The sequence below is a fragment of the Eudoraea sp. genome (genome assembly GCF_039969275.1).
Taxonomy (GTDB): domain Bacteria; phylum Bacteroidota; class Bacteroidia; order Flavobacteriales; family Flavobacteriaceae; genus Eudoraea.
The window spans coordinates 76874-103329 of record NZ_JBDVOC010000006.1; the positions used below are offsets into that span (position 1 = coordinate 76874).

The window sequence follows — 26456 nt, forward strand, 5'->3', positions numbered from 1 at the left end:
TATGGCAACAAAAGTAGAAACAACCGTGGAGGATAAATTAAGAGCATTATACGATTTGCAATTAATAGATTCCAGAGTTGATGAAATTAGAAATGTACGTGGTGAATTACCCCTTGAAGTTGAAGATCTTGAAGACGACGTACTTGGTTTAAAAACAAGAATGGATAAGTTAAAGTCCGATTTGGAAACCATAAATTATGAAATCGGTGCTAAAAAGAATTTAATTGAGGAAGCCAAAGTACTGATAAAAAAATATGCTGATCAGCAAAAAAATGTAAGAAACAGCAGAGAGTTCAATTCACTGGCGAAAGAAGTTGAATTTCAGGAATTGGAAATTCAATTAGCTGAGAAAAACATTAAAGAATTTAAAGTTCAAATCGAGCAAAAAAAGGAAGTGATCAGCGAGACTAAAGAAAGACTTTCAGAGCGTGAAGCCCACTTAAAACACAAGAAAAGTGAATTAGACGCGATTCTTGCGGAAACTGATAAGGAGGAAAAAGCACTTTTGGCTAAATCTGAAAAATTTGAAAAGCAAATTGAAGATAGATTAGTACAAGCTTATAAGCGAATCCGAAATAACGTTAAAAACGGTCTGGCCGTTGTCCCGGTTGAAAGAGGAGCCTCAGGTGGATCTTTCTTTACCATACCACCTCAGGTACAGGTAGAAATTGCTTCCAGAAAAAAGATTATCACCGATGAGCATAGCGGTAGAATTCTTGTAGATCCAGTTTTAGCTGAAGAAGAACAGGTAAAGATGCACAAAATGTTTTCAAAGATCTAAGTCGATATAATTATTTACTTAAAACCACCTGTAATTAGGTGGTTTTTTTATTTTAGTCCAATATATGGATATTTTTAATCTAAAATGTTTAACACTTTTAGTTTTAATACTACAATTAAATACAATGTCTTCACGGGAGTTGACGGAATTTATGTGGAAAAAACGAATTCTTCTTGTAATGGACGCAAAGAATGATCTTGATACCAGAAACTTGCAATTGAATAAGTTTAATGGCCTGCATGCCGAAATGAGGGAAAGGGATTTAGTTCTTTTTGTTTACAACGGCAAGGAAGTTTTAGATAGGGATGGAATGATAACCTATATAAATCCAGATAATATAGCTTATGGTGAATTACAGGGCATTATTTTAATTGGAAAAGATGGTGGTGTGAAACTCAGGAAGAAATACACTGTGGAAGCAAATGAAGTTTTTGATCTAATTGACCAAATGCCTATGCGAAGGGCAGAAATGAAAAATAGATAAATATACGAGAAGTTCAGTTTTTATTAAGTAACTCCAACATCTTCTCTTCTACTTCCATGCTATCCCATTTTAACTCAATATTTGGTATTTGCATAATCTGTTGCATAATTCTTTCCTGCTCATCTCCTATGGCCAGAGCATCTGAATAAGGCTGGTCCGAGAAGGTAACCCTGGAATAAACCGGAATCCATTTGTCCGGATTATTTTTAGCAAAATGTTTTTCTATTTTCTTTTGTAGTAAAAAAAGTGGATCGGCTGTTTTGCAACTCATTTCAATAAAGTTTCTGTAGCTCAATTCGGCAATAGCATCTGCATTGGGTTTTCTTTTCTTCTGATACTCCTGAAAAATACGCTCCCAATCATCGCCATATTTGGAAATTAATCCATTTAATATATAAATATCTTCAAAACCTGCATTCATTCCCTGACCGTAAAAGGGTACTATGGCATGTGCAGAATCCCCAACAAGTGCTACTTTATCCCAATAAGTCCAGGGGTAGCATTTCATCGTAACCATTGCACTGGTTGGGTTTTTGAAAAAATCTTCAGTAAGATTGTCCATTTCATTTAATACATCAGGAAAATAAGTTTTGAAAAATGACTTTGCCTGAGTTTTGGTTTTTATGCCCTCAAATGATATCTCTCCCTCAAATGGTAAAAACAATGTAGAGGTAAAGCTGCCATCGAGATTAGGCATAGCAATAAACATAAAATTACCGCGGGGCCAGATATGAAAAGAATTTTTGTCGAGTTTATGCGTCCCATCATCATTAGCCGGAATTGTCAGTTCTTTATATCCGATATCAATAAAATCCTGTGAATAATCAAATCGGCTTCTGCGCTGCATTTTATGACGAATTCTTGAAAATGCACCATCACAACCAAACACTAGATCATAATTATAAGCTTTCCATTCACCTTTTTCTGTTTCTCCTGTATACAATTTAGCATCCGGCAAATCAATATCCCATACTCTTTCATTAAATCTGAAATTGACGCCGGAATTTTCCGCAAGGTCAATCATCTTTCTATTCAACAACCCTCTGGAGATAGACCAGATTGCTTCCCCTTCTTTTCCGTAATTCTGATAATAAATTGGATTACTATTTACATGCATTGCCCGTTTAAAAAGAGGTATTGCTATCTGCTTTACCTCTTTCTCAATTCCGACCTTTTTCAGTGTTTTCCAACCTCTATCGCTAAGTGCAAGATTTATAGAACGTCCTGAAAATTCAATCGTCCTAATATCAGGACGTCGATCAAACACAGTAACCTCATGCCCTAATCTTTTTAGATAGATCGCCAATAAAGATCCTATTAATCCGGATCCCACTACAGCGATGTCTTTTGGAGTTTGATTCATAATATAAGCCAGGAGAATAGCTAAGATTGGAAGTAAATGTACAAAATTATGTTTCCATACAAATATCCTGCCCTAAAGCCTTAGCAAATCAAAATAGATACAGTACCAGCTTTTTATTCTTTTAGGAAATAAAACCCTCTAGCCTGCGCCAAATTTTCAATTATCTTTTAATATTTTAGGTCACTTTGAGATCTGATTGGATGGAATATTCGTATATATAAAGAATAGGGAATTTTCCGCCAAGGCGTCCATATATATTTATAAAGACCTTCATATTATTATACGAAGGTCTTTTTCTATTAAAGTATATATATGCTATTTTAAAATGCCATCTACTATTCCATATGCTATCGATTCTTCGGCATCCATCCAATAATCACGGTTAAAGTCTTTCAAGATTTTTTCATAGGTCTGTCCGCAGTTTTTAGCTAATATTTTGGCCCCAATCTCTTTTGTCTTTATTATTTCTTTGGCCTGAATTTCAATATTCGATGCCTGACCTCTTGCTCCTCCACTTGGTTGATGGATCATCACCCGGGCATGAGGCTGAATAAAACGACGGCCTTTCTTACCAACAGAGAGGAGAATGGAACCCATTGAAGCTGCTAAACCGCTACAAACGGTTGAGACCGGGCTCTTAAGTGATTTTATTGTATCGTAAATCGCAAATCCCGAGGTTACATAACCACCAGGACTATTTATAATTAATTGTATTTCCTTATTGTTCTGCATATCAAGATATAATAAACGATCAATAATATGTTTGGCAGAATCATCATCAACCATCCCCCAAAGAAATACTTTTCTTTCTTCTAATAATCTTTCATCAATGGCTTCTTGTACTTTTCCCTTTTTTTTACTCATTTTTTACTTTTTGTTAAAAACCAAAATTAATCATTTTATTGGGATTTCATACCCCAATAAAGTCATGGATTAATATCAATTAAGAATTGAAAAGCAGTTATATTTGAAAAAACATTATTATGAAAATTCCGTACGTGCTTGCTATACTTTCTTTGGTACTCATTTTTAGCTGTAAAACCGAACAAAAAAAAGAAGCAAATTCAGAAAAAATTGAACAAACCGTTCCGGAAAAAATAGCCTATGCACATGGTCTGAAGGAATGGAAAAATGTAGAAATACTAAAATTTACTTTTAATGTAGACCGGGATACAACTCATTTTGAAAGGGATTGGATATGGAATATTAAGAAAAATGAAGTGACAAGAATATCAGCTGGAGAATCGACCACATATTATCGTAATGCGATAGACAGCACTTTAGCGAAAGTTGATGCAGGTTTTATCAATGACAAATATTGGTTTTTAGCACCATTTAACCTGGTCTGGGATAAAGATAGTTTCAGTTATGAAGTTACAGAAGCTGCAGAAGCACCAATAGGTAAAACATCAATGCAAAAACTGACCATTGTTTATACCGGTGATGGTGGTTATACCCCAGGGGATGCTTATGATTTTTATTTTGGGGATGATTACTTAATAAAAGAATGGGTATTTCGCAAAGGAAATCAGGCAGAGGCCTCACTTGCAACTACCTGGGAAGAATATTCAGACTTTAATGGCCTGATATTGGCAAAAACACATAAAAAAGCCGAAGGGAATTTTAAATTGTATTTCACAAACATCAAAGTTAATTAGATTACAAAAAAAGCTTATTTGGTGCTCTTTCTTTTCAGAAGGAAAGTTGCCGCTAAAACTGCTACAGAGCAGACCATTAAAGTAATAAAACTCGAACTTAGCGAGAATTGTTCTGCAATAAAACCTAAAATAACGGGCCCTACAAGAAAGCCTGAATATCCTGTACCAGCTATAAAAGCAATTCCCTGAGAAGATTCTACCCCCTTTACATTACCTCCTATTCTGAATAGCTCAGGGACAATAACTGAAAACCCAAGGCCTGTAAGAGCAAATCCAAGAATGGCCAAATACATATCCGTAGTAAGGACAAGAAGATACCCAATTATAGCTATGATAGACCCCAGAGCGACTATTTTTACTGATCCTATTCTGGCACTAATTGAATCTCCTAAAAAGCGGCCAAGAGTCATTAATGCCTGGAATCCTAAAAATCCGGCTCCCCATATAGTTTCAGGTGCCAGGCTAACTTCTTTTAAAAATAAGCCACTCCAATCTACAATAGCTCCTTCGCTACCCATAACCACAAATGACACACCTCCAATTAACATTAGAGGTTTAAAATTTTTAAAGCTAAAAGCCTCCTTTTCAATTGGAGCAGCTACGACCTTTTGATACTGTTTAAAAAAAATAAAGTTTACCGAGAGAACCAGCAAGACCGCTAAAAACATATGTAACCCTCTATTGTCTAAAACGGGAATTAAAAAACTACCCAAACCCGCCAATACTCCCCCGAGGCTAAAAAATCCATGGGCAGCTGACATAAAATTTTGTTTATCCTCCTTTTCAATTTCAGTAACCAGAGTATTCATAGAAATATCTGTAAATCCATTGGTGGCTCCAAAGAAAAATAGTGCCGCGGTAAGGCTAATAAAGCCCGGTGTCATTAAAGGGAATAAAGCCGCTATGCAGCTAAGGATTATACCAATTGAGGTTGCCCTGCCCACACCAATTTTATTAATGATCTTAGAAGCTAAGGGGAAAATCGTAAAAACACCAAGGGAAAGGAAGAAGATCGCAATCCCAAGTGTAGCTTTGCTAATTCCAAGATCCTCTTTAATGGCCGGAATATAAATGGCCCAGGTACCAAATAAAATATTTAAGCTGGCAAAAACCCAGGCTGGTCCAAAATATCTCGGATTTGAAAGGATTAGTCTAAGAGATCTCATAAATTGCCTTTTAATAAAGGCCAAAAATATACAATCATTTGATAAACAATGTTGTTACTTCTAAACGATTATTATCCGGATCCAGCGCCTCAAATTCATAATATCCATCACCGGTTTTTCTTGGGCCACTAATGACTTTAAAACCATCTTTTTTCAACTCTGCAGCCTTTTTATCAACTTCAGACATACTGTCTACACCAAAGGCCAAATGAATTATTCCCAGATGCTGTTTCCTGAGAGTATCATTTCTATTTTCTGGTATATCAGGCATATACATAAGTTCTAATCTTGCCCCGGAGTCAAAAGTGAGAAAGTAACTCTGAAACCCTTTTGTTTCGTTAAAATATTTGGTGTTGGCAATTCCACCAAAATAAGTGACATAGAAACTCTTAAGGGATTCCAGTTTTTTTGTCCATATGGCTACATGCTCTAATTTCATTGCGTTAGGCTAAACAATTAGTAATGATTTCTATAATAGATCCTATAAGGATTTCCATAAATATTGACTACGCTTTGCTAATATTACTAAGTATCCCTGCTTTTAAAATTTGTCCGAAGTTATACATATCTTCAAAACTGCAATAAAATGGTGCCGGTGCAAGTCGTATGACATTAGGTTCCCGCCAATCTGTAATCACCCCATTTTCCATCAAATAATCAAATAAAGACCTACCCTCACCGTGGATCAATACGGATAACTGGCATCCTCTTTCATCAGGTGTAATAATTTCAAAACTACTATCCACTTCACTATCAATCTCCTGGAGGATAAATTCAAGATACGATACTATTTTTTTACGTTTTTCTATCAAAGACTTCATTCCCGCTTCTTCAAAGAGGGTTAAAGAAGCGAGATAGGGTGCCAGTGTCAATACAGGCGGGTTACTCAATTGCCATGCATCTGCCGTATCAATAGGTTCAAATTCTTGTTTCATTAAAAAACGCGTCTCCTTTTTGGTACCCCACCAACCCTCAAATCTTATAATTTTATCCTGATCCAAATGCCTTTTGTGAATAAAGACTCCCGAGGCATTTCCCGGTCCGCTGTTCATATATTTATAACTACACCATGCAGCAAAATCACAACCCCAATCATGTAGTTTTAATTCTATATTCCCAGCGGCATGAGCAAGGTCCCATCCCACATTAGCACCAACGGATTTACCGGCACTGGTTATGGTCTTCATATCAAAGACCTGGCCATTGTAATAATTTACGCCCCCGAGCAGTACCAGTGCCAACTCATCTCCTATTTCATTAATTTTTTCAACAATATCTTCGGTATTCCAGTGATGTTCACCCGGACGCTTACATACTTCAACAATAGCATCATTTGGATCCAAACCGTGAAAACGCACCTGACTTTGAAGCATATACTGATCTGATGGAAAGGCTTTCTCTTCACATATTATTTTATAGCGTTTTTTCACAGGCCTGTAAAAAGAAACCATTAATAGATGCAAATTTACCGTAAGGGTATTCATAACAGACACCTCTTCAGGTTTAGCCCCAACTATCTTAGCTAATGGTTTTGCTAATCTTTCGTGGTAGTCCCACCATGGTTTCTTTGCATGAAAGTGACCTTCTACAGCTAAATTCTTCCAATCTTCCATTACCTCATCTACAAACTCCTGTGAATTTTTAGGTTGAAGGCCCAAAGAATTCCCCGTAAAATAAATTACATTTTTGCCATTTAATTGCGGAAAGTAAAACTTATCCCTGAATTTTTTAAGAGGATCATTGCTATCCAATTTCTTAGCGTAGGATAATGTATTTTGAAATGGCATGGCTAATTTTTAATCAAAAATACAACATCAGTATGGATATTTTAATTTATGTCTTTCTACACAATTTATTCTATGCGCATTTCAATCAAATGCTTTTTAAAACCTACCTTTTCATAGGCTTTTATAGCACCTATATTCTCTTCATAAACCGTTAATCTAACCTCTTGTATATTTTTAGATTTTGACCATTTTACCAATGTATCAACCACTTTTTTATTAATGCCTTTTCCCCTAAAATCAGGATGGGTGTACATAAAGCCTAAATATGCATATAACTCATGATTTAAATATGGTTTTGCGTTTCGAATTTGAACATAACCCGAGGCTATCAATTCTGAATTATACGTTGCGACTACAACTTCTGCTTTATCTGACAAAATCAATTCTTTTAAATCATAATAGGTAATAGGGTCTTTAGCCATAGTAGGGTCATAAGGTCTTTCTACCTTTATAATACCCTGCTCAAAATTCAATAGGGTTTCAAGATCTTCTATTTTGGCCTTTCTGACCGTAATATTATCCATAGTTTTTTTGCTATTTGAACAAACTCTAAAGTACTATATATTTACAAAAAAATAAACCATGCATTTTTTATCCGATGCTTTAGAAAATTATATTCAGAACCATTCTGAAGATGAGCCGGCGCTACTTCAAGAACTCACGAGAGAAACGCATCTTAAAGTAATTCAACCCCGAATGATTACAGGGCATTATCAGGGTAGGGTTCTTAGCATGCTTTCTAAGTTGATTCAACCCAACAGAATTTTGGAAATTGGCACATATACGGGATATTCAGCAATATGCCTGGCAGAAGGGTTGACAAATGAAGGGTTATTACACACTATTGACATAAATGAGGAACTTTCGGAGATGCAGCGTGAATTTTTTGACCGAAGTGAATTTGGGGATAAAATAATACAACATACAGGTGATGCATTAAAAATTATTCCTGAATTGGACCAGGTTTTTGATCTGGTCTTTATTGACGCCGAAAAGAAGATGTATGATGCCTATTTCGAAGCTGTTATTGAAAAGACAAGACCGGGAAGTATTATTTTAACCGACAATGTCCTCTGGTCCGGCAAAGTAGTTGAACAGCTGGATAAAAAAGATATGGTAACCCGGAATCTTCTGGCTTACAATAAAAAACTAAAAAACGATCCAAGAGTGGAAACGGTTGTCTTGTCTATTAGAGATGGACTTACACTATGTAGGGTTCTATAAACCTACGATAAAACTGGTAAAACAGAAAGCCTAAAAGAATACCCATTATTGCACCAATTATAAGATCTAAAGGATAATGGACCCCTACGTATATTCTGCTATAGGCAAATAAAAAAGGCCAAATAAAAAGTAGCCAAATAATTGAAACCTTTTTCCTTAGAAATAAAAAAGATATAGTGGTTAAAGAGAAGGACGAAGAAGCATGGCCTGAAAAGAAACTATACCCCGGTGCATTATATAAAATTCTGATGATAGAATTTATTTCTTCGTCATTATTAGGTCTGAGCCGTTCAAAATAGGTTTTGGTTATATCAGTAAGACCTAAAATGCAAATTAGTAACATGACTATTGTACATGTAATGAAAATTGCTTCTTTTTTTGGGTATTTCAGAAAAATAAGTGCAAAAAGTAAGATGTAAAGGGGAATCCAGGAATAAATATTGGTAGCTACAACCCAAAATAAATCGAAATCTTCTGTTCCCAGATTATTTAAATATAAGAATGTACTCCTATCCCATTCCAGAAGCTCTTTGAGCATAGCCCCACTTATTTACGCTTAATTGTACCGGTAACATCGTCAACATTCTTCTTTACTTTGTCAATTTCACTTTTTATGTCGTCTGTAAAGCTGGTATCAATTCCTTGTTTTTCGGCGCTTTTTTGTATTTCCTTCTTAATATCATCAGTGGCATCTCTTAATTGTCTCATCCCCTTGCCCAGTCCTTTGGCAATTCCCGGAATTTTATCAGCCCCAAATACCATTACCACGATAAACATGATAAAGAATATTTCGGCTCCACTTATAAATAAAACTATAGTCGCAAGCATATTACAAATATAATGAAGTTTAGGTGCCAAATAAAAAAAGTCCCGATGTACTACATCAGGACTATAAACTTTTTTTAGGAAGAATTATTACTTTCCTTTTATATTTTGTTTAAACTGTTCAAATTCAGTTCTCTGCTCCTTTTTAGGCCAGGAGTTGTTACTTGCATCAATATCTGCAGTCTCAGCTTTGGGATCTACTACAATTCCAACAAGTTCTTTTTCAGAAGAAATAACTCGTTTAAATTCCTGATCATTTTTTCTCCATATTTGCGGTGGATAAGTGACATTTTCTTTGGAACCATCTGCATATGTGTATTCAACTATTATTGGCATTGGTATTCCTCCGGGTTTATTAAAAACAACCTCATAAAAATACTTTGGTTCTTGAACCTGAGAACGTTCCTGGGCAGTCATATTATCCATCATATATTCCTTCAAGGTTTGTGAAGTTTCTAAAGGTGCCCTACCCTTAAGGCCTTCTTCAAAATCCTCACTCTCTTCGTCCACAAGGTATACCAATGGAGGAAAACTCGCTTCAGTTAACCCTCTTGAAGTCATATAATCCTTCATTTTTTTTGTTGGCTTATCGCTTACGTAGTATTTTTTAACTCCTTTTACTCCAATATCCACATAATCTGTTGTGTAAAACCAGCTTCTCCAGTACCAGTCAAGATCTACTGCCGAAGCATCCTCCATGGTCCTAAAGAAATCCTCGGGCGTGGGATGTTTAAATTTCCATCTTTGTGCATAGGTCTTGAAGGCATGATCAAATAATTCTTTGCCCATTATGGTTTCACGAAGAATATTGAGCGCCGTAGCAGGTTTGCCATAGGCGTTCGGCCCCAATTGAAATACATTTTCCGGATTAGACATAATAGGAGATAATGTAGATTGATCGCCACTCATATAAGGCACTATCTTTGAAGGAGCCCCCCTTCTGGATGGGTATGCTTTATTTGGCGCGATAACTTCCGGAAATTCCTCACCAAATTCCTGTTCAGCCATGTACTGCATAAAGGTATCAAGGCCTTCGTCCATCCATCCCCACTGGCGCTCATCAGAATTAACGATCATGGGAAAAAAATTATGTCCGACCTCATGAATAATAACGCTTATCATCCCGAATTTGACACGGTCTGAATAACTTCCATCTTCCTCCGGCCTACCGTAGTTCCAACAAATCATGGGGTATTCCATTCCCTGATTTTTGGCATGTACAGAAATCGCTTTATGGTACGGATAATCAAAAGTATGTGCTGAATATGATTTTAAAGTACTTGCCACAGCCCTGGTAGATAATTCTTCCCAAAGCGGATTACCTTCCTTCGGATATAAGGAAACAGCCATTACATCTTTATTCCCAATTTTAACGGCTTGCATGTCCCAAATAAATTTTCTGGAAGTGGCAAATCCAAAATCCCTTACATTCTGAGCCTTAAATTTCCAGGTCTTTTTATCTTCAGAAAATCCTTTTTCAGAATTCTCCGCCTCCTGTTGGGTTACAATCAAAAGAGGCTTGTCATAAGACTTTTTGGCCTTCTCATATCGCTGCATCATTACCCTTGAAAATACTTCCTTCCTGTTAGTTAATTCCCCGGTAGCATCTAAGATATGATCTGCCGGCACAGTGATATTTACCTCATAATCCCCAAAAGGAAGGGCAAACTCTCCCCTACCCCAAAACTGATAATTCTGCCATCCCTCTACATCGCTATAAACAGCCATTCTCGGAAAAAATTGGGCTATCACATAGGACCTGTTCCCGTCTTTGGCAAAGTACTCGTAACCAGATCTGGCCCGGTCTAAGGTATGATCGGGTATATTGTACCACCACTTTATTGAAAATGAAACCTGGCTTCCACTTTTAAGTAGCTGTGGAAGATCAATTCTCATCATAGTCTGATTTATGGTATATGGTAAGTTTTCACCATTGGCATCTTTGATAAATTCTATATTAAAACCTCCCTCAAAAGGTTTTTGCATTAGTTTCTCTACAAATTTTTCCGAACTGTAAGCAATGGATAGTTCACTTTCATTTCTCAGCGGAGACTTTGAATCTTTAGCCCTTACATTCTGATCTAATTGAAGCCATAGATATTCTAAATTATCAGGTGAATTATTGAAATAAGTAATGGTCTCTTCTCCATAAATTTTGGCATTCTTATCATCTAATTCAAGATCTATCTTATAATCTGCCTGCTGCTGATAATAATCAGGACCCGGAGTTCCGGAAGCAGACCTGTATGTATTTGGAGTTGCAAATTCCTCGTAGAGCTGTTTAAATTTACTTTGATTAGAATGACCAGGTTCTCTTTCTTTTTTAATTTCCTGCTGTGCAAAACCCAAAGTAACAGTCAGACACAATACAAATGTGAGGGAACAACTTAGTTTGTTCATGTAGTTGAATTCTTATTAGAAATGGCGAATTTAGAATTTTTTAACTAATTGCAGTTCAAAATGTTACAAGTTTAACATTCCTTTATTATTTCCCTTTACCAATACAAAACTTTTCTTTTTACCATTTATTCTTAAATGGACTATATTCTGTTGTTCTTCAAACATATCTGTAAGTATATCATTTTCAATTTCAATGGTCTTATGGTTAGGTAGATCAATGTCCTCAATTTCCAAATAACAAATAATTAAGTCGTTATCGTATTTCTTTCCCAAAAACACAAAAGCCCTGTCTTTCCCATCTGCGCTTAAAACCAATTTAGATCGCATATACTTTTCAACATAATAGTTTGCCTCTTCAGATTCCTCCTCAGTAGCCAGATTCATTTCAACACCATAGCGTTCTTCAAGCACATTTTCCAGATCATCAATAAATATGCGGCTGGTAATTTGAAGAGAGTTATCCTCCTCTGAATATTGAATATTGGTCACACTCACGTAAAACTTATGCATTAGTGAAAATGCAAAAAGAGGCATTAGGATCAATATGACACTATATCGCAAAAGAAGTGTTTTAAGTAGTTTCATATTTTAATTTTGCAAGATTCGTGCCATGGGTAAAAATTACTCTTCATCAGCCTCCTTTAAATAGGCATTGCTTCGCAATTTAAGGTATTCCCAGATTTTAAGTTTGTCGTGACTGTCTACCACAGCACTGAAAGCAATATCCACTTCACAAAAATACATGAAGTCCTCTATTTTGCTCTCAGGAATTTTTAGATACTTTACGAACAAAGAATCGGCATAATAGTCTCTCACTCTATTTGTCCGTGCATATTTTTCTTGCGAAGCCAGAACTTTTTTAAGGTATTTTGTCCTGCCGGAAATTGCATTAATAATAGGGTTCAAAGGTACTAATCCACCTCCGGTGGTTGCTTCATTAAGCTTGCGTTCTGCCTGGGTGATTGGCTTTACATAAGCATTTGGCAGTCCTAATGTAGATGCTACGTAAACTTTTTCACTATTTAAACTATTCATATCCCTGCTGAGGTCTCCTGATAGATTATAGGGCCGGACGACCACTTCATCCAATTCATTAATAAACTCTTCCATGGGCACTATTATAGATCTACTTTCCAACATAGCTCTTGATACTACCAGGGTCATGCGTTTATACTGAACTGCAGAAAACAAGATGGTGTCATTAAGTTTAGCAGAAATTGAAAACAGCCCCTCTGCATCTGTAATAGTAGCTCTATTGGCTGAGGTATTCATAACATGAACATCTGCAATACCCTTATTTACGTTGGTAACTTTTCCTTCTAATTTGGAAAAAATAGATTGTGCAGAAGCATTTATAACAACCAGAAAAAAAATCAGGAAAAATTTCTTATTCCTCGGCATTCATCTGTTTTAAAAATATATTACTTTGGCTTACCAGAAAATCAATGAGTTCAAATTCATTGTCTTTTTGCAGTAGGGAGCGAGGGGGTATTTTTTCATCACAATAGATTAAAAAGGCGTCTATCTGATCCTGAGGTATGTTCAGATCTAATACAAAAAATTCATCGTCATAAACCAAACGCAATACTTCGCTAACTTTTAACGGTTTACTATCCTCACTTGGTTCGTCCTTTTGGGTATTCACAAGGGCCTTAAATATGTTGACAAAATTAATTCCATCTTTCATTATACCCCGTGTTATTTTGTCCTCTGAAATATTTACAATTTCTGTAGTCTGGTCGGTCTCGTATTCAAACTTTTTAAAATCCTCATTTTGTAGTTCAAGAAATTTCTTTTGATTCTCCGGACTTACCACAACTTCGTCCAATTCAGTAACCTTCTCGTTAACCTCGACCACCAGCCGGTTATTATCCAATATTTGTTGGGTTATTTTTACAACTTCGATCTGATAGTTTATGGAAGTAAAAACTATTTCATCATTTAATTTTACCCTGATAGCAAATTCACCATTATCATTTGTAATTGTTGCCCTTTGAGAAGTACTATTAATTACATTTTCATTGGGAACGTTTACATTTCTGTAAAGAACCTTACCTCGTAGAATAACTCGTTCATCCCCCTGCGAAGCACCTATGGCCATACAAAATAGTGATAAAATAAAAAGTAATTTAAACTTCATAGATAACTGTGCTTATTTAAAGAATGCTCTAATTTATAAAGAAAATGTATGTTCTTGTCATAAAAAAATTTGGCATCATAAAACTTTTGTTAATTTCTGAAGGTGTAGCCTAAAAACCTAAGCCTGTCATGCACAATAAATGCAGTCAAATCAGATAAATTGGGATGTTTAACTATACAACATATCCTTTTACCCCATAATCAAGTATTTTGGAGTATAAAGTTAGCTTAATGTCGATATAATTCTATTTTTGTTAGTCCCCGATGTACGAGAATAATAATGAGATTTATATCTAATGTTTCTTAACCATTTTATTGTCTTCAAAATCATGATTAAATGACTAAAACATATGATTTCAGGTAACCTAAAACATACCAAAATGAAAATGAAATTCCTGATTGCCCTGGTAAGTTTTTCTGTTTGCAACGTTCTTTCAGGCCAGATTAAAATTGGTGATAATCCGCAAAATATTGACGCTTCCTCTGTTTTGGAATTGGAAAGTTCAAACAGGGTATTCGTCGTTACCAGGATCAACACCTCGCAAATGAACAGCATAGTTCCATCCCAGGGTGCAATAGTGTATAATACAGATGAACAATGCTTATACTTTTATGATGGCGCCTCCTGGCTGAATATGTGTGAAACCTTTGGGCTGACATTCACGGCAGACCCCATTGTAAATCCTACCCCCACCATTGTGATTACCGAAACCGGTGATAATCGCAATTTTGAGGTTGGCGAAATAACTGGCGCAAACATTACGGATTTCAGCATCAGTGGCAATGACATTCAGAATAATTCTATTACGTCAGATAAACTGGCTCCGGATTCTGTTGGGAGTGAAGAATTGCAAACGAATACAGTTGCGGATGACGAAATAGACTACAACCAGGTGACCCTGAATGATTTTAACAATGATGCAGGTTTTATTACGGGAGCAGAAATTGTAAGTCCAGATCCAAATAATTCCATTACCGACAATACCGGTGCGTTTTATGACGATACCCCATTACAAAATGACATTGCAGCAAATACGGCAGCTATAGCTGCGGATGGGGATACGGATGCTACGAATGAAATACAGAATCTTGCTCTTGCCGGAAATAACCTTACAATTTCAGGAGCAAATACGGTAGACTTGGGAGTTTTTAACAACGCAGGGACGGATGAACAGGATTTAACCGGAGCCACCTTAAGCGGGGCAAATATTTTACAAATAGATATTGAAAATGGAGCATCAGCCACTGTAGATCTTACCCCTTTGAGCGGAACCGGGACTGATAACCAAAACTTAACTGCTGCGACCTTAAGTCCGGCCAATATCCTACAGATAGATATTGAAGATGGAACATCCGCTTCCGTTGATCTTTCCGGATTGAGTGGGACGGGGACAGACAATCAACAACTCACATTGACAGGTGGAAACATTCTAACCCTCGAAGACGGAGGAACAGTAGATCTGAATCCGTTTTTAGATAATACCGATGACCAGAACATTACCAATTTTGTTTTTGACGATCTAACCAATGTGCTGACCATTACCTTAGAAGATGGCAATACGCAGACAGTAGACCTGACTGCTTTGGCAACCGGTGCGGGCACAGATGATCAACAATTAACATTGACAGGAGGAAACATATTAACACTTGAAGATGGAGGCACCGTGGATTTAAATCTGTTTTTGGATAATACCGATGATCAAACCATTACCAACTTTGCGTTTGATGATCTTACTAATGTACTGACCATTACATTAGAAGATGGGAATACACAAACGGTAGATCTGACTGCATTGGCAACAGCCGCTGGCACTGACGATCAGGTAGCAGCTGAAGTTCCTTTTACGGCTTATCTTTCAATAACTTCTCCAAATGTCCAAGGTGCTGTTGTGCAATTGAAAGATGAACTAGATGCTGTTGTAGTTGCCGGTGGAGGAAACCCTATTGACGAGCTACAAGATTTGCAGCTGGCAGGAAATATCTTATCGTTGACCAATCCTGCGACGGTTGGAAATAATGTAGATCTAACAGGTATCATTGATGACGCAGACGCGGATCCGGTGAATGAGATTCAAAACATCACCTCTGGTGACGGCTCAGTAGTAATTACGCCTGCAGGAATTGACTTCGATTTGTCGGTTGCCGCTGGCTCAGATGATCAAAATATTCAGGGTTCAGGACTTGCCGTAGAAACTTTGACTATCGGTATTGAAAATGGTACTTCACAAGATGTCAGCCTTGCGTCTTTTGCCTTAGAAACAGAGCTTGCTGCAGCTATTGCTGCTTCCGATGCTGCAGATGGCGATACTGATGATACCAATGAAATTCAAAATTTAGTTTCTGGTGACGGCTCAGTGGCGATTACGCCTGCAGGAACAGGTTTTGACTTGTCTGTTCCAGCGGGGTCTGACAACCAAAATATTCAGGGTTCAGGACTTGCCGTGGAAACTTTGACTATTGGAATAGAAAACGGTACTTCACAAGATGTCAGCCTCGCGCCTTTTGCCTTGGAAACAGAGCTTGCTGTAGCTATTGCTGCTTCCGAAGCTGCAGATGGTGATACAGATGATACCAATGAAATTCAAAATTTAGTTTCTGGTGACGGTTCAGTGGCTATTACACCTGCGGGAATAGGGTTTGATTTATCCGTTCCCGGAGGGTCAGATGATCAGAACATTCAAGGATCAGGACTCGCAGGTGAATTACTAACAATCGGTATTGAAGACGGCACGGGAGAAAATGTCAACCTTGCAGCTTTTGCGCTTGAAACAGAAGTTACGGCGTCTATAGCTGTTTCAGATGCTGCGGACGGTGATACAGATGATACCAATGAAATTCAGACGATTACCTCTACAGATGGATCCGTTACCCTGATACAAACTGGGGATGACTATGATTTATCGGTAGCTGGCGGAAGTACAGATGATCAGAATCTCACCTCAGCCACTCTAACTGGAACTAACCTCACTATTGCTATTGAAGATGGAAACCCGGCAATCGCAGACCTTAGTGGCCTGGCTACAGATGCCGAACTCGCGGCACTAAATGTCGATGATGCCGATGCAAATCCCAACAACGAAATTCAGGCAATAACTTCTACGGATGGATCCGTTACCCTGGTCCAAACTGGAGATGACTATGATTTATCGGTAGCAACTGGTGGAAATAACCTGGCGAATACAAATCTCATCCAAACAGGTGGAAACAGAATCTATAATTTAGTCAATCAGGATTTGGCCTTTTTAAATGGAGATATTGGTATTGGAACCCCGGCACCCAGTGCTACATTGCATGTTGCGGGTAGCCTGCAATTAAATGATGTATTCATTGACGGGGATGGTGACGCAGGTACCCCCGGACAGATTTTAAGTTCTACAGGAGTTGAAACAGATTGGGTTGATCCGCCTGCCGGAGCAGTTAGTACTGGGATTACTATCACAGGAGACGGTACACCCGGAAATGTTCTGGATGTAGCTGATGGAGGTATAACCGCGGTTAAAATCGCTGTTGGTGCAATTTCCGGAGGAGCTGGTGGAGCAATTGTTGATAATTCAATAACCGCGTCAGACTTACAACCTGACTCAGTGGATGCCTCGGAAATTAGAATTGATGCTGTAGGATCATCTGAAATTGCCGATGATGCAGTGACAACAACTGAAATTCTTAATGGAACCATATTAAATGCAGATATTGACGATGCTGCTGCTATTGATGGCACAAAAATAAATCCAGATTTTGGTACCCAAACTATAATTACAACCGGTGGCCTAAGTGTTGGCGCAGATATATTACTAAATGGAAATGCGGTTATACCGGACTATGTCTTTCAAAAATACTTTCTAGAATCCTCTGATATAAAAGAAAGTTATAATTTCTCGAGCCTTGAAGAAATTGAGGCTTTTGTAAAGAAAAACCATCACCTTCCCGGTATAAAATCAGCCAAAGAAGTTCAAAAAGATGGGTTTTGGAATTTAAGTGAGTCCAATCTGCAAAACCTCGAAAAAATTGAAGAATTGTTCCTGCATACCATAAATCAGGAGAAGAAAATCAATGAACTGGAAACAAAAAACCAATCCATAATAAAAGAGCTTGATACCCTTAAAAAGGAATTGGCGGCTATTAAGAATTTGATTAAAGAAAATAATTGAAAGCTCTACAGTACATAGTTGTATTTATAATAATGTTTGCCGGACAAGCACAAACCGCCCTGTACAACAGTGGGAACATACGTATACACGAGGAGGGGCAGCTGGGTTTTCATACGAACCTTATCAACAATGCCTCTTTTGATGAAAATCTGGGACTCGCCGGTTTTTACGGCAGTTCCCTGATCTCCGTTACCGGGGCTTTTGCGCCTATCTTTTTTGATACCGAAATTGCAAATGACCTGGGGGTGCAACTCAATACTTCTATCAATGTAACCAATAATACCAACTTTGTAGTGGGCGACTTTATAACACCTAGAAATTCGGTAGATATTTATTACAATTTTATCCGGGATGCCTTTTACGTGGGCTCTGGGGATGGTTCTAAAATTGATGGCTACACTACCATCACTGATCAACAAAGTTTTACATTTCCGGTAGGAGATTCACAACAATTAAGGCCTTTGATCCTTAATTCAGACAGTCCAAATGCCTTTGCCAGATGTGCATATTTTTATGAAGATCCCAATAATCCTTCAACTTTTCCTGGTTTCGATACGGCCCTTAAACCAAGAACAATCAATGCGATAAGTAACCGGGAATTTTGGCGTATGGAAGGCAATGTGCCTTCTACCATCTCACTTAGCTGGAACAGTAGAAGCGACATGGCCTCTCTGGCTACCGAAATTAATGAGGTTACCATTATGGGGTGGAATAAACAGGCCGGCAGATGGCTTCCGCTCGGGAATGCTGCAATTGGCGGCGATCTTACAAACGGATTTATAAGTTCTGAAACCTTTGTCCCGGATGACTTTGAGGTGATCACCTTTGGAAGTCTGGCCGAACCAGAGGATATTTTAACTCTGGACAACTATTTTGTTTCCCCTAACGGAGACGGCATAAATGATGTTTTGGTAATTGAAGAAATGGAATTAAGTCCTAACAATAGCATTCAGATTTATGACCGAAATGGTTTGAAGGTCTTTGAAATGACCAATTACACGAATCAATTTGGAGGTATTTCAAATATAGATAATCTGGTAATTAACCGGGAACAAGGCCTGCCTGAAGGTGTTTATTTCTATGTAATCTCTCTTGATGATTTGGGTTTTAATTATCAGGGGTTTTTATATTTAGATCGTGAATAAATTTCGGAAACTATCTTCAAGTCCAAATAACAAAATTAACCTCATTTTACCGATAAAGTGTTAAAAATCATCGGCACAAATACATAATTGAATTGCTAATTATGTATTCACTTACTTTTTTGTCACCACATAATTACTGTGGTTTACACTATTTTCCTACATTTTTACAACCTTAATTTCGCCTTTCTGGCTACTTCAAGTAGCTTAACCAGATATTTATTAGCATAACCATGCAATATTAAGATCAGTTTGAAAACTTTTTAAATGCAGTTAAATGTTACCCTATCAAACAACATTTGGTAAAGATTTTAGTCTTGTATTTCACTATTCTGATATAGAATTTGATTATAAACGGAATGGACAGACTAATTATCCTTTAAAATATTTTGGGGTTCCTGCAATGATTTTCAAATACTATAATCTCGCTAGGTTATCAGTCAAGCTTTAGTCATTTAAATGGCCCGAAAATTTTACCCCTATGAAATTAAATATCTTATCCTTTATTTTTCTGTTCTTACTGGTTAATGTAGGTTTTGCACAATTAAAAGTAGGTGACAATCCTGACGAGATTGATGGGGCTTCACTCTTAGAATTGGAAAGCAGGAATAAAGCATTGGTACTTTCCCGTGTCAATACTTCTCTGATGCAAAAGATCAAACCCTTAGCCGGGGCATTGGTTTATAATACAGATACTTCATGCGTATATCAATATGATGGAAAAGCCTGGCGCAGCCTATGCGGTAATTCTAATGATTCAAATATTTCTTTTACAGATAATGGAAATGGTACTTTCACCATTATAGATTCTGATGGATCTTCATTTACTTATGGTCAGAATATCGGCGAAAGAGGAGAGACAGACCAGGAGCAATTAACAGGACCCGCAGGTACTAATGGAAATAATGGTGCTGACGGAGCTCAGGGACCCAAAGGTGAAAAGGGAGATATAGGAGATACTGGTGAAACGGGACCACAAGGACCGCAAGGAATAAAGGGCGACAAAGGAGATACCGGGCCACAGGGACTCATTGGGCCTATAGGACCCGCAGGGGCTAGTGCAGCTAAAGGTTCGAATGGTGAACAAGGACCTAAAGGAGAGAAAGGAGAGCCTGGTGATACCGGTGAAACTGGTCCGCAAGGACCTATAGGATTAACCGGCCTCGCAGGTGCTGATGGTCCTGAAGGACCACAAGGAATACAGGGTGATAAAGGTGATACCGGTGAAACTGGTCCGCAAGGACTTCAAGGAGAAAAGGGCGAACAAGGAGAACAAGGACCTATAGGAATAACCGGCCTCGCAGGTGCTGATGGAGTTGATGGCGCAGTTGGACCACAAGGACCAAAAGGTGAAACGGGGCCACAAGGACTTAAAGGAGAAAAGGGCGAACAAGGAATACAGGGTGATAAAGGTGATACCGGCGAAACTGGACTTACAGGTGCGGATGGTACAGATGGAGCAACAGGACCCATAGGAGATACAGGTCCGCAAGGTATAAAAGGTGATCAGGGCGAACAGGGTATCCAAGGTGAAAAAGGAGATACTGGGGATGCAGGACCGCAAGGTTCAGCTGGAGAAACCGGGGCTACTGGTCAACAAGGACCAATTGGATTCACAGGACCAGCAGGAACCGACGGAATCGATGGTGGACAAGGACCTAAAGGAGATACAGGTGAAACAGGCGAACAGGGGATACAAGGTGAAATCGGACCACAAGGTCCAATAGGAGTCGCAGGAGCTGATGGAATTAATGGTGAACAAGGTCCTAAAGGCGATACCGGTGAAACTGGTCCCGCAGGAGCTGATGGTACCGCAGGTGCCGATGGTGTAGATGGCGTTAACGGTGAACAAGGTCCTACAGGTGAAACAGGGGATATGGGACCACAAGGAATTCAGGGTGAAAATGGTGAAAAAGGAGAAATAGGTGAAACGGGGCCACAAGGACTTCAAGGAGAAAAGGGCGAACAAGGAGAACAAGGACCTATAGGAATAACCGGCCTCGTAGGTGCTGATGGTCCTGAAGGACCACAAGGCTTAGCTGGAGAAACCGGACCACAAGGTCCCGCAGGAGTGGATGGCGCTGACGGAGCTGATGGAATTAATGGTGAACAAGGACCTAAAGGAGATACAGGTGAAACTGGTCCACAAGGTATAAAAGGTGACCAGGGCGAACAGGGTATCCAAGGTGAAACAGGATCGCAAGGACCGATAGGGCTCACAGGACCAGCAGGTGCTGACGGAGCTGATGGTATTAATGGTGAACAAGGACCAAAAGGCGATACAGGTGAAACTGGTCCGCAGGGATCTAAAGGTGATACTGGTGAAATTGGTCCACAAGGAGCCGACGGTGCTCAAGGACCTATAGGAGATACAGGCCCACAAGGTATAAAAGGTGACCAGGGCGAACAGGGGATACAAGGTGAAACTGGTTCGCAAGGACCCGCAGGAGTTGATGGAATTAATGGTGAACAAGGACCTAAAGGAGATACAGGTGAAACAGGCGAACAGGGTGTCCAAGGTGAAACTGGTTCGCAAGGACCCGCAGGAGCTGATGGAATTAATGGTGAACAAGGTCCTAAAGGCGATACCGGTGAAACGGGTCCCGCAGGAGCTGATGGTACCGCAGGTGAACAAGGTCCTAAAGGAGATACCGGTGAAACTGGTCCACAAGGACCTATAGGATTAACCGGAATTACAGGTACGGATGGTCCTGAAGGACCACAAGGAATACAGGGTGATAAAGGTGATACCGGTGAAACCGGTTCACAAGGACTTCAAGGAGAACAAGGAGAACAAGGACCTATAGGAATAACCGGACTTACAGGGGCGGATGGTGTAGATGGCGTTAATGGGGAACAAGGACCTAAGGGTGATAAAGGAGATCCCGGAGAAATAGGTCCTAAAGGTGAAAAAGGAGATAAAGGTGATACCGGAGAAACTGGTCCTCAAGGTCCAATTGGATTAACCGGTCCGGCCGGAGCTACGGCTGCTAAAGGCGCTATTGGTGTAAAAGGAGATACAGGTGATATCGGTCCGCAGGGACCAGCAGGCGCCAACGGAGTAGACGGTGCAATGGGTCCACAAGGACCTACAGGGTTAACCGGACCAGCAGGGGCAGATGGCATACAAGGACCTAAGGGTGATAAAGGAGACACAGGTGATACCGGTGAAACTGGTCCGCAAGGGCCTATAGGATTAACCGGACTTACAGGTGCTGATGGTCCTGAAGGACCACAAGGTCCTCCCGGAGTTGATCTGGATGATAATACAACCTTAGGTTCCATTGATATTAGGCAGGAAGAAGAAAACAGAACTTACAACATAAATAATCAAAACCTGGCTTTTACTAATGGAAATATTGGTATAAGGACTCCCTCCCCTACATCCACATTACATGTTGGCGGGGCAATTGCGGCACCAATAAGGACTACTACCACAAGTACAACCTTAGATGAAAATGATTATACCTTAGTTATGAAAGAACAAAACCTCAATATTAGTCTTCCTTCAGCCAGTAGTTGTCCTGGGAGAATCTATGTGTTAAAAAATATCAGCAAAGGGAATAACAAGACAACCACAAAATATATATGTAATAAGGGGTCTCAAAACGATGGTTTAAACAAGAATAAAGCTATTTGGCTACAAAGTGACGGTACCAATTGGCAGCAAATAAACATCCAATAATATGTCTCCAATACGATTATTCATACTACTTGCTCTAATTAGCCAAGTCCTTATTGGACAGGTGGGAGTGCATAATTATGGAAATTTGCAACTGCATTCCAAAGGTCATGTGGGCTTCCATACAGATTTTACTAACGACGGCAGTTTTGACAGAAATTCAGGGCTAATTGGGTTTTATCAGGACACAGAGTCTCTTTATATTTCAGGAGCTTTTAGTCCAACATTTTATGATCTGGAATTGGCAGCTGAAAACAATCTGTATCTGGAACTTCCTATCAATATAGATAACTCACTTGGTATTATATATGGAAATATTATCTCTTCCAGAGCTAATAAAAATATCTATACAAAGTTTTCTGCCAAAGCGGATTATGAAGGTGTAGCAAATCTTTCAAAGATTGACGGTCAGGTGGGCGTTGAAGGGCAAAAGATATTTAGTTTTCCTGTGGGTTATGATGATATTTTAAGGCCACTTCAAATACAATTTATCGATGATGTTTTCCTGGCAAAATGCGCTTACTTTTTTGAAAACCCTGATTATCCCAGAAGTTTTGCCCAAGGTTTTAATAGTAGCAATAGGGATAGCAGTTTAGGAGGTATAAATTCTCAGGAATTCTGGAATTTGACAACTACAGGCAGGATTCAAATATCTCTTAATTGGAACTCCGGTACTAACCTGGAAGCTTCTGTTGACGGCATAGAAAGTGTCACAGTTGCAGGCTGGAGCAAGAAAAATGAACAATGGGATAATTTGGGAAATGCTAATTATGAAGGGAATACCGAGGAAGGGACTGTCACTTCCAATATTTTTAACGCCAATGATTATGAAATCTTTACTTTGGGATTTTTGTTTAATACAAAAGCCAACGAACCTGGCAACTATGCCTTAACACCAAATGGGGATGGAATAAATGATTTTTTTAGTTTAAAAATTATGGGGCAATCGCCAAATAATGAATTTAAGGTATTCAATAGGTCTGGTCATTTAGTTTATGAAAAAACCAATTACCAAAATGAATTTCAAGGAATTCCAAATCGAAATATTAACCAAAACAATAATCACTTACCCGAGGGAGTTTACTTCTATCTTATTGATTTAAAGGATCTTAACCTTAAGTATCAGGGATACTTTTATCTGGCTTTTGATTGATTTGCAGGCATTAAGGAAAATAAATTATGTTAAGCAATTCATATTTCCGGATACCCCGTAATATCCAATAGTATCTTATCGGGTTTTTTGTAATTGGGTCGATAATTCTGAAATCTTTAGAAAGTCGATAAAGGGCCATATTCTCCGCTTATAAACGGCGCTTACTATTTTCACCACACATTTATAGAACTACACAACATTTTCTATCCAGGTCCTCATCTTAGGGCTATTTTTACATTGAATTATTGATTTTGGCCCAAATCTTAATAAAATGAACCTAAAAAAATTGCTTTTTGCACTGTTAGTTGCGTCTTCAACATTGGCAACAGCACAGGTAAAAATAGGTGAAAATCCCAATAGCATAGATGCAGCTTCCATACTTGAGCTGGAAAGCAGCAATAAGGCTTTTGTTCTTACCCGACTTACTACTCTTCAAATGCAAAGCATTACGCCATTGCGAGGTGCCCTGGTATACAATATAGATAACCAATGCGTCTTCTTGTACAATGGTACACAATGGAATGACCTCTGTAACGGATCCGGTTCAACTCCAGGTACTTTTACTTTTGTTGATAATGGAAATGGAACTTTTACTATAAATTATTCAGATGGAACATCTTTTACTTCTTCAGATCTAACAGGGCCAGTCGGACCAGCAGGTGCTGATGGAGCAGTTGGACCGCAAGGAATACCAGGAACAAACGGAACAGATGGTGCTGACGGAGCAGTCGGACCTCAGGGACCCATAGGTTTAACAGGACCAGCGGGAGCTGACGGTGCAGTTGGACCGCAAGGAATACCGGGAACAAACGGATTAGACGGTGCAGACGGTGCGGATGGCGCAGTTGGACCGCAAGGAATACCAGGAACAAACGGAACAGATGGTGCTGATGGAGCAGATGGTGCAATCGGACCTCAAGGACCAATAGGATTAACAGGACCAGCGGGAGCTGACGGTGCTAATGGCGCTGACGGAGCAGTTGGACCAGCGGGTGCTGATGGAGCAATTGGGCCTCAAGGACCACAAGGAATACCGGGAACAAACGGAACAGATGGTGCTGACGGAGCAGTCGGGCCACAAGGACCCATAGGACTCACAGGACCAGTAGGAGCTGACGGTGTTGACGGTGCAGTTGGACCAGCGGGAGCTGATGGAGCAGTTGGACCGCAAGGAACCATAGGATTAACAGGAACAGATGGTGCGGATGGTGCAGTCGGGCCGCAAGGAATACCGGGAACAAATGGAACAGATGGTGTTGACGGTGCAGACGGTGCAGTCGGGCCACTGGGACCCATAGGACTCACAGGACCAGCAGGAGCTGACGGTGCAGATGGTGCAGTCGGGCCGCAAGGACCTCAAGGTATACCAGGAACAAACGGAACAGACGGCGCTGATGGCGCTCAAGGACCTCAGGGATTACCTGGAACAAACGGAACAGACGGCGCTGATGGTGCACAAGGGCCACAGGGGTTACCTGGAACAAACGGAACAGATGGTGCTGATGGAGCAGATGGTGCAATCGGACCGCAAGGACCCATAGGTTTAACAGGACCGGCAGGTGCAGATGGCGCTGACGGTGCAGTCGGACCTCAGGGACCCATAGGATTAACAGGAACAGATGGTGCTGACGGTGCTGATGGCGCAGTCGGACCTCAGGGACCAATAGGACTCACAGGACCAGCAGGTGCTGACGGCGCAGTTGGACCGCAAGGAATACCGGGAACAAACGGAACAGATGGTGCTGATGGAGCAGATGGTGCAATCGGACCTCAGGGACCTCAAGGAATACCAGGAACAAACGGAACAGATGGTGCTGACGGAGCAGTTGGACCGCAAGGACCCATAGGATTAACAGGAACAGATGGTGCGGATGGTGCAATCGGACCTCAGGGACCCATAGGACTCACAGGACCAGCAGGAGCTGACGGTGCTGATGGCGCAATTGGACCTCAAGGACCCATAGGACTTACAGGACCGGCAGGAGCTGACGGTGCAGTTGGACCACAAGGAATACCAGGAACAAACGGAACAAATGGTGCTGACGGAGCAGTCGGGCCACAGGGACCCATAGGATTGACAGGACCGGCAGGTGCAGATGGCGCTGACGGAGCAGTCGGACCTCAGGGACCAATAGGACTCACAGGACCAGCAGGAGCTGACGGTGCAGTTGGACCACAAGGAATACCGGGAACAAACGGAACAGATGGTGCTGACGGAGCAGTCGGACCGCAAGGACCCATAGGTTTAACAGGACCAGCAGGAGCTGACGGTGCTAACGGCGCTGACGGTGCAGTCGGACCTCAGGGACCCATAGGATTAACAGGAACAGATGGTGCGGATGGTGCAGTTGGACCGCAAGGACCCATAGGGTTAACAGGACCAGCAGGTGCTGATGGAGCAGATGGTGCAATCGGACCTCAGGGACCTCAAGGAATACCAGGAACAAACGGAACAGATGGTGCTGACGGAGCAGTTGGACCGCAAGGACCCATAGGATTAACAG

General features: G+C 39.9%; 20 protein-coding genes and 1 pseudogene. 9 read left to right on the forward strand and 12 right to left on the reverse strand.

What is annotated here, in order from left to right:
* Window position 1 precedes the first annotated feature (1 nt).
* Together ABJH90_RS04505 and ABJH90_RS04510 are read left to right on the forward strand one after the other, a co-directional pair.
* Window positions 2–781: a C4-type zinc ribbon domain-containing protein gene (locus ABJH90_RS04505; RefSeq protein ID WP_348136950.1), complete on the forward strand. Its 780-nt coding sequence runs from the start codon at window positions 2–4 to the stop codon at window positions 779–781.
* Between the two features lie 124 nt (window positions 782–905).
* The gene (locus tag ABJH90_RS04510) at window positions 906–1265 is read left to right on the forward strand and encodes a DUF4174 domain-containing protein (RefSeq protein ID WP_348136952.1); all 360 of its coding nucleotides are present in this window, start codon (window positions 906–908) and stop codon (window positions 1263–1265) included.
* Between the two features lie 13 nt (window positions 1266–1278).
* On the opposite strand, the gene ABJH90_RS04515 is transcribed toward ABJH90_RS04510, so the two are convergent.
* Both ABJH90_RS04515 and ABJH90_RS04520 read right to left on the reverse strand, forming a co-directional pair.
* Window positions 1279–2628, reverse strand: coding sequence for an NAD(P)/FAD-dependent oxidoreductase (locus ABJH90_RS04515; RefSeq protein ID WP_348136954.1), 1350 nt, complete (start codon window positions 2626–2628; stop codon window positions 1279–1281).
* Between the two features lie 315 nt (window positions 2629–2943).
* Window positions 2944–3492, reverse strand: coding sequence for an ATP-dependent Clp protease proteolytic subunit (locus tag ABJH90_RS04520; protein ID WP_348136956.1), 549 nt, complete (start codon window positions 3490–3492; stop codon window positions 2944–2946).
* Between the two features lie 119 nt (window positions 3493–3611).
* Between ABJH90_RS04520 and ABJH90_RS04525 the strand changes: the two genes are divergently transcribed.
* Window positions 3612–4286 carry a hypothetical protein gene (locus tag ABJH90_RS04525; protein WP_348136958.1) on the forward strand — a complete coding sequence of 225 codons (675 nt, stop codon included), beginning with the start codon at window positions 3612–3614 and terminating at the stop codon, window positions 4284–4286.
* A 14-nt stretch (window positions 4287–4300) separates the two neighbouring features.
* Here ABJH90_RS04525 and ABJH90_RS04530 read toward each other — a convergent pair whose 3' ends face one another.
* The 4 genes from ABJH90_RS04530 to ABJH90_RS04545 all read right to left on the reverse strand — a co-directional run bounded on the left by ABJH90_RS04530 (window position 4301) and on the right by ABJH90_RS04545 (window position 7763).
* Window positions 4301–5452, reverse strand: coding sequence for an MFS transporter (locus tag ABJH90_RS04530; protein WP_348136960.1), 1152 nt, complete (start codon window positions 5450–5452; stop codon window positions 4301–4303).
* Window positions 5453–5486: 34 nt separating this feature from the next.
* Window positions 5487–5891: a VOC family protein gene (locus ABJH90_RS04535; RefSeq protein WP_348136962.1), complete on the reverse strand. Its 405-nt coding sequence runs from the start codon at window positions 5889–5891 to the stop codon at window positions 5487–5489.
* Window positions 5892–5958: 67 nt separating this feature from the next.
* On the reverse strand, window positions 5959–7239 hold the full coding sequence (kynU, locus tag ABJH90_RS04540) for a kynureninase (protein WP_348136964.1): 1281 nt from the start codon (window positions 7237–7239) through the stop codon (window positions 5959–5961).
* A gap of 65 nt (window positions 7240–7304) precedes the next feature.
* Window positions 7305–7763, reverse strand: coding sequence for a GNAT family N-acetyltransferase (locus ABJH90_RS04545; RefSeq protein ID WP_348136966.1), 459 nt, complete (start codon window positions 7761–7763; stop codon window positions 7305–7307).
* Between the two features lie 58 nt (window positions 7764–7821).
* On the opposite strand from ABJH90_RS04545, the gene ABJH90_RS04550 reads away from it, so the two are divergent.
* Entirely contained in the window at window positions 7822–8463 is a 642-nt protein-coding gene (locus ABJH90_RS04550; protein WP_348136968.1) for an O-methyltransferase, read from the forward strand.
* Here the strand turns inward: ABJH90_RS04550 and ABJH90_RS04555 are convergent.
* The 6 genes from ABJH90_RS04555 to ABJH90_RS04580 all read right to left on the reverse strand — a co-directional run bounded on the left by ABJH90_RS04555 (window position 8441) and on the right by ABJH90_RS04580 (window position 13828).
* On the reverse strand, window positions 8441–9001 hold the full coding sequence (locus tag ABJH90_RS04555; RefSeq protein ID WP_348136970.1) for a phosphatase PAP2 family protein: 561 nt from the start codon (window positions 8999–9001) through the stop codon (window positions 8441–8443). The two genes, ABJH90_RS04550 and ABJH90_RS04555, sit on opposite strands and share 23 nt — an antisense overlap.
* Window positions 9002–9009: 8 nt before the next feature.
* Window positions 9010–9291 carry a twin-arginine translocase TatA/TatE family subunit gene (locus ABJH90_RS04560; protein ID WP_348136972.1) on the reverse strand — a complete coding sequence of 94 codons (282 nt, stop codon included), beginning with the start codon at window positions 9289–9291 and terminating at the stop codon, window positions 9010–9012.
* An 87-nt stretch (window positions 9292–9378) separates the two neighbouring features.
* Entirely contained in the window at window positions 9379–11688 is a 2310-nt protein-coding gene (locus ABJH90_RS04565; RefSeq protein ID WP_348136974.1) for a M1 family metallopeptidase, read from the reverse strand.
* A gap of 63 nt (window positions 11689–11751) precedes the next feature.
* Complete coding sequence (locus ABJH90_RS04570) at window positions 11752–12273, reverse strand: DUF6702 family protein (protein ID WP_348136976.1); 522 nt, start codon at window positions 12271–12273, stop codon at window positions 11752–11754.
* A 36-nt stretch (window positions 12274–12309) separates the two neighbouring features.
* Window positions 12310–13089 carry a carboxypeptidase-like regulatory domain-containing protein gene (locus tag ABJH90_RS04575; RefSeq protein WP_348136978.1) on the reverse strand — a complete coding sequence of 260 codons (780 nt, stop codon included), beginning with the start codon at window positions 13087–13089 and terminating at the stop codon, window positions 12310–12312.
* On the reverse strand, window positions 13076–13828 hold the full coding sequence (locus ABJH90_RS04580; protein WP_348136980.1) for a carboxypeptidase-like regulatory domain-containing protein: 753 nt from the start codon (window positions 13826–13828) through the stop codon (window positions 13076–13078). Before ABJH90_RS04580 ends, ABJH90_RS04575 begins: the two co-directional genes overlap by 14 nt.
* 379 nt (window positions 13829–14207) lie before the next feature.
* Here ABJH90_RS04580 and ABJH90_RS04585 point away from each other — a divergent pair, with 379 nt between their 5' ends.
* From ABJH90_RS04585 to ABJH90_RS04605, 5 genes and pseudogenes are all read left to right on the forward strand, one after another.
* Window positions 14208–17975, forward strand: coding sequence for a hypothetical protein (locus tag ABJH90_RS04585; protein WP_348136982.1), 3768 nt, complete (start codon window positions 14208–14210; stop codon window positions 17973–17975).
* Window positions 17972–19120, forward strand: coding sequence for a gliding motility-associated C-terminal domain-containing protein (locus ABJH90_RS04590; RefSeq protein ID WP_348136984.1), 1149 nt, complete (start codon window positions 17972–17974; stop codon window positions 19118–19120). The genes ABJH90_RS04585 and ABJH90_RS04590 overlap by 4 nt, the downstream gene beginning before the upstream one ends.
* Before the next feature lie 478 nt (window positions 19121–19598).
* Window positions 19599–22802: a hypothetical protein gene (locus ABJH90_RS04595; protein WP_348136986.1), complete on the forward strand. Its 3204-nt coding sequence runs from the start codon at window positions 19599–19601 to the stop codon at window positions 22800–22802.
* Between the two features lies 1 nt (window position 22803).
* A complete protein-coding gene (locus ABJH90_RS04600; protein WP_348136988.1) occupies window positions 22804–23952 on the forward strand; it encodes a gliding motility-associated C-terminal domain-containing protein in 1149 nt (382 codons plus the stop codon).
* Between the two features lie 271 nt (window positions 23953–24223).
* Window positions 24224–26456: pseudogene (locus tag ABJH90_RS04605) on the forward strand (hypothetical protein); the annotation flags it as partial.

What these genes read in the sequence shown, in the direction of transcription:
- ABJH90_RS04585 (WP_348136982.1), top strand. Translation starts at nt 14,208, where the DNA reads ATGAAAATGAAATTCCTGATTGCCCTGGTAAGTTTTTCTGTTTGCAAC.
- ABJH90_RS04600 (WP_348136988.1), top strand. Translation starts at nt 22,804, where the DNA reads ATGTCTCCAATACGATTATTCATACTACTTGCTCTAATTAGCCAAGTC.
- ABJH90_RS04545 (WP_348136966.1), bottom strand. Translation starts at nt 7,763, where the DNA reads ATGGATAATATTACGGTCAGAAAGGCCAAAATAGAAGATCTTGAAACC.
- ABJH90_RS04505 (WP_348136950.1), top strand. Translation starts at nt 2, where the DNA reads ATGGCAACAAAAGTAGAAACAACCGTGGAGGATAAATTAAGAGCATTA.
- ABJH90_RS04555 (WP_348136970.1), bottom strand. Translation starts at nt 9,001, where the DNA reads ATGCTCAAAGAGCTTCTGGAATGGGATAGGAGTACATTCTTATATTTA.
- ABJH90_RS04510 (WP_348136952.1), top strand. Translation starts at nt 906, where the DNA reads ATGTCTTCACGGGAGTTGACGGAATTTATGTGGAAAAAACGAATTCTT.
- ABJH90_RS04575 (WP_348136978.1), bottom strand. Translation starts at nt 13,089, where the DNA reads ATGCCGAGGAATAAGAAATTTTTCCTGATTTTTTTTCTGGTTGTTATA.
- ABJH90_RS04535 (WP_348136962.1), bottom strand. Translation starts at nt 5,891, where the DNA reads ATGAAATTAGAGCATGTAGCCATATGGACAAAAAAACTGGAATCCCTT.
- ABJH90_RS04550 (WP_348136968.1), top strand. Translation starts at nt 7,822, where the DNA reads ATGCATTTTTTATCCGATGCTTTAGAAAATTATATTCAGAACCATTCT.
- ABJH90_RS04595 (WP_348136986.1), top strand. Translation starts at nt 19,599, where the DNA reads ATGAAATTAAATATCTTATCCTTTATTTTTCTGTTCTTACTGGTTAAT.
- ABJH90_RS04560 (WP_348136972.1), bottom strand. Translation starts at nt 9,291, where the DNA reads ATGCTTGCGACTATAGTTTTATTTATAAGTGGAGCCGAAATATTCTTT.
- ABJH90_RS04515 (WP_348136954.1), bottom strand. Translation starts at nt 2,628, where the DNA reads ATGAATCAAACTCCAAAAGACATCGCTGTAGTGGGATCCGGATTAATA.
- ABJH90_RS04520 (WP_348136956.1), bottom strand. Translation starts at nt 3,492, where the DNA reads ATGAGTAAAAAAAAGGGAAAAGTACAAGAAGCCATTGATGAAAGATTA.
- ABJH90_RS04570 (WP_348136976.1), bottom strand. Translation starts at nt 12,273, where the DNA reads ATGAAACTACTTAAAACACTTCTTTTGCGATATAGTGTCATATTGATC.
- ABJH90_RS04565 (WP_348136974.1), bottom strand. Translation starts at nt 11,688, where the DNA reads ATGAACAAACTAAGTTGTTCCCTCACATTTGTATTGTGTCTGACTGTT.
- ABJH90_RS04525 (WP_348136958.1), top strand. Translation starts at nt 3,612, where the DNA reads ATGAAAATTCCGTACGTGCTTGCTATACTTTCTTTGGTACTCATTTTT.
- ABJH90_RS04580 (WP_348136980.1), bottom strand. Translation starts at nt 13,828, where the DNA reads ATGAAGTTTAAATTACTTTTTATTTTATCACTATTTTGTATGGCCATA.
- kynU (WP_348136964.1), bottom strand. Translation starts at nt 7,239, where the DNA reads ATGCCATTTCAAAATACATTATCCTACGCTAAGAAATTGGATAGCAAT.
- ABJH90_RS04530 (WP_348136960.1), bottom strand. Translation starts at nt 5,452, where the DNA reads ATGAGATCTCTTAGACTAATCCTTTCAAATCCGAGATATTTTGGACCA.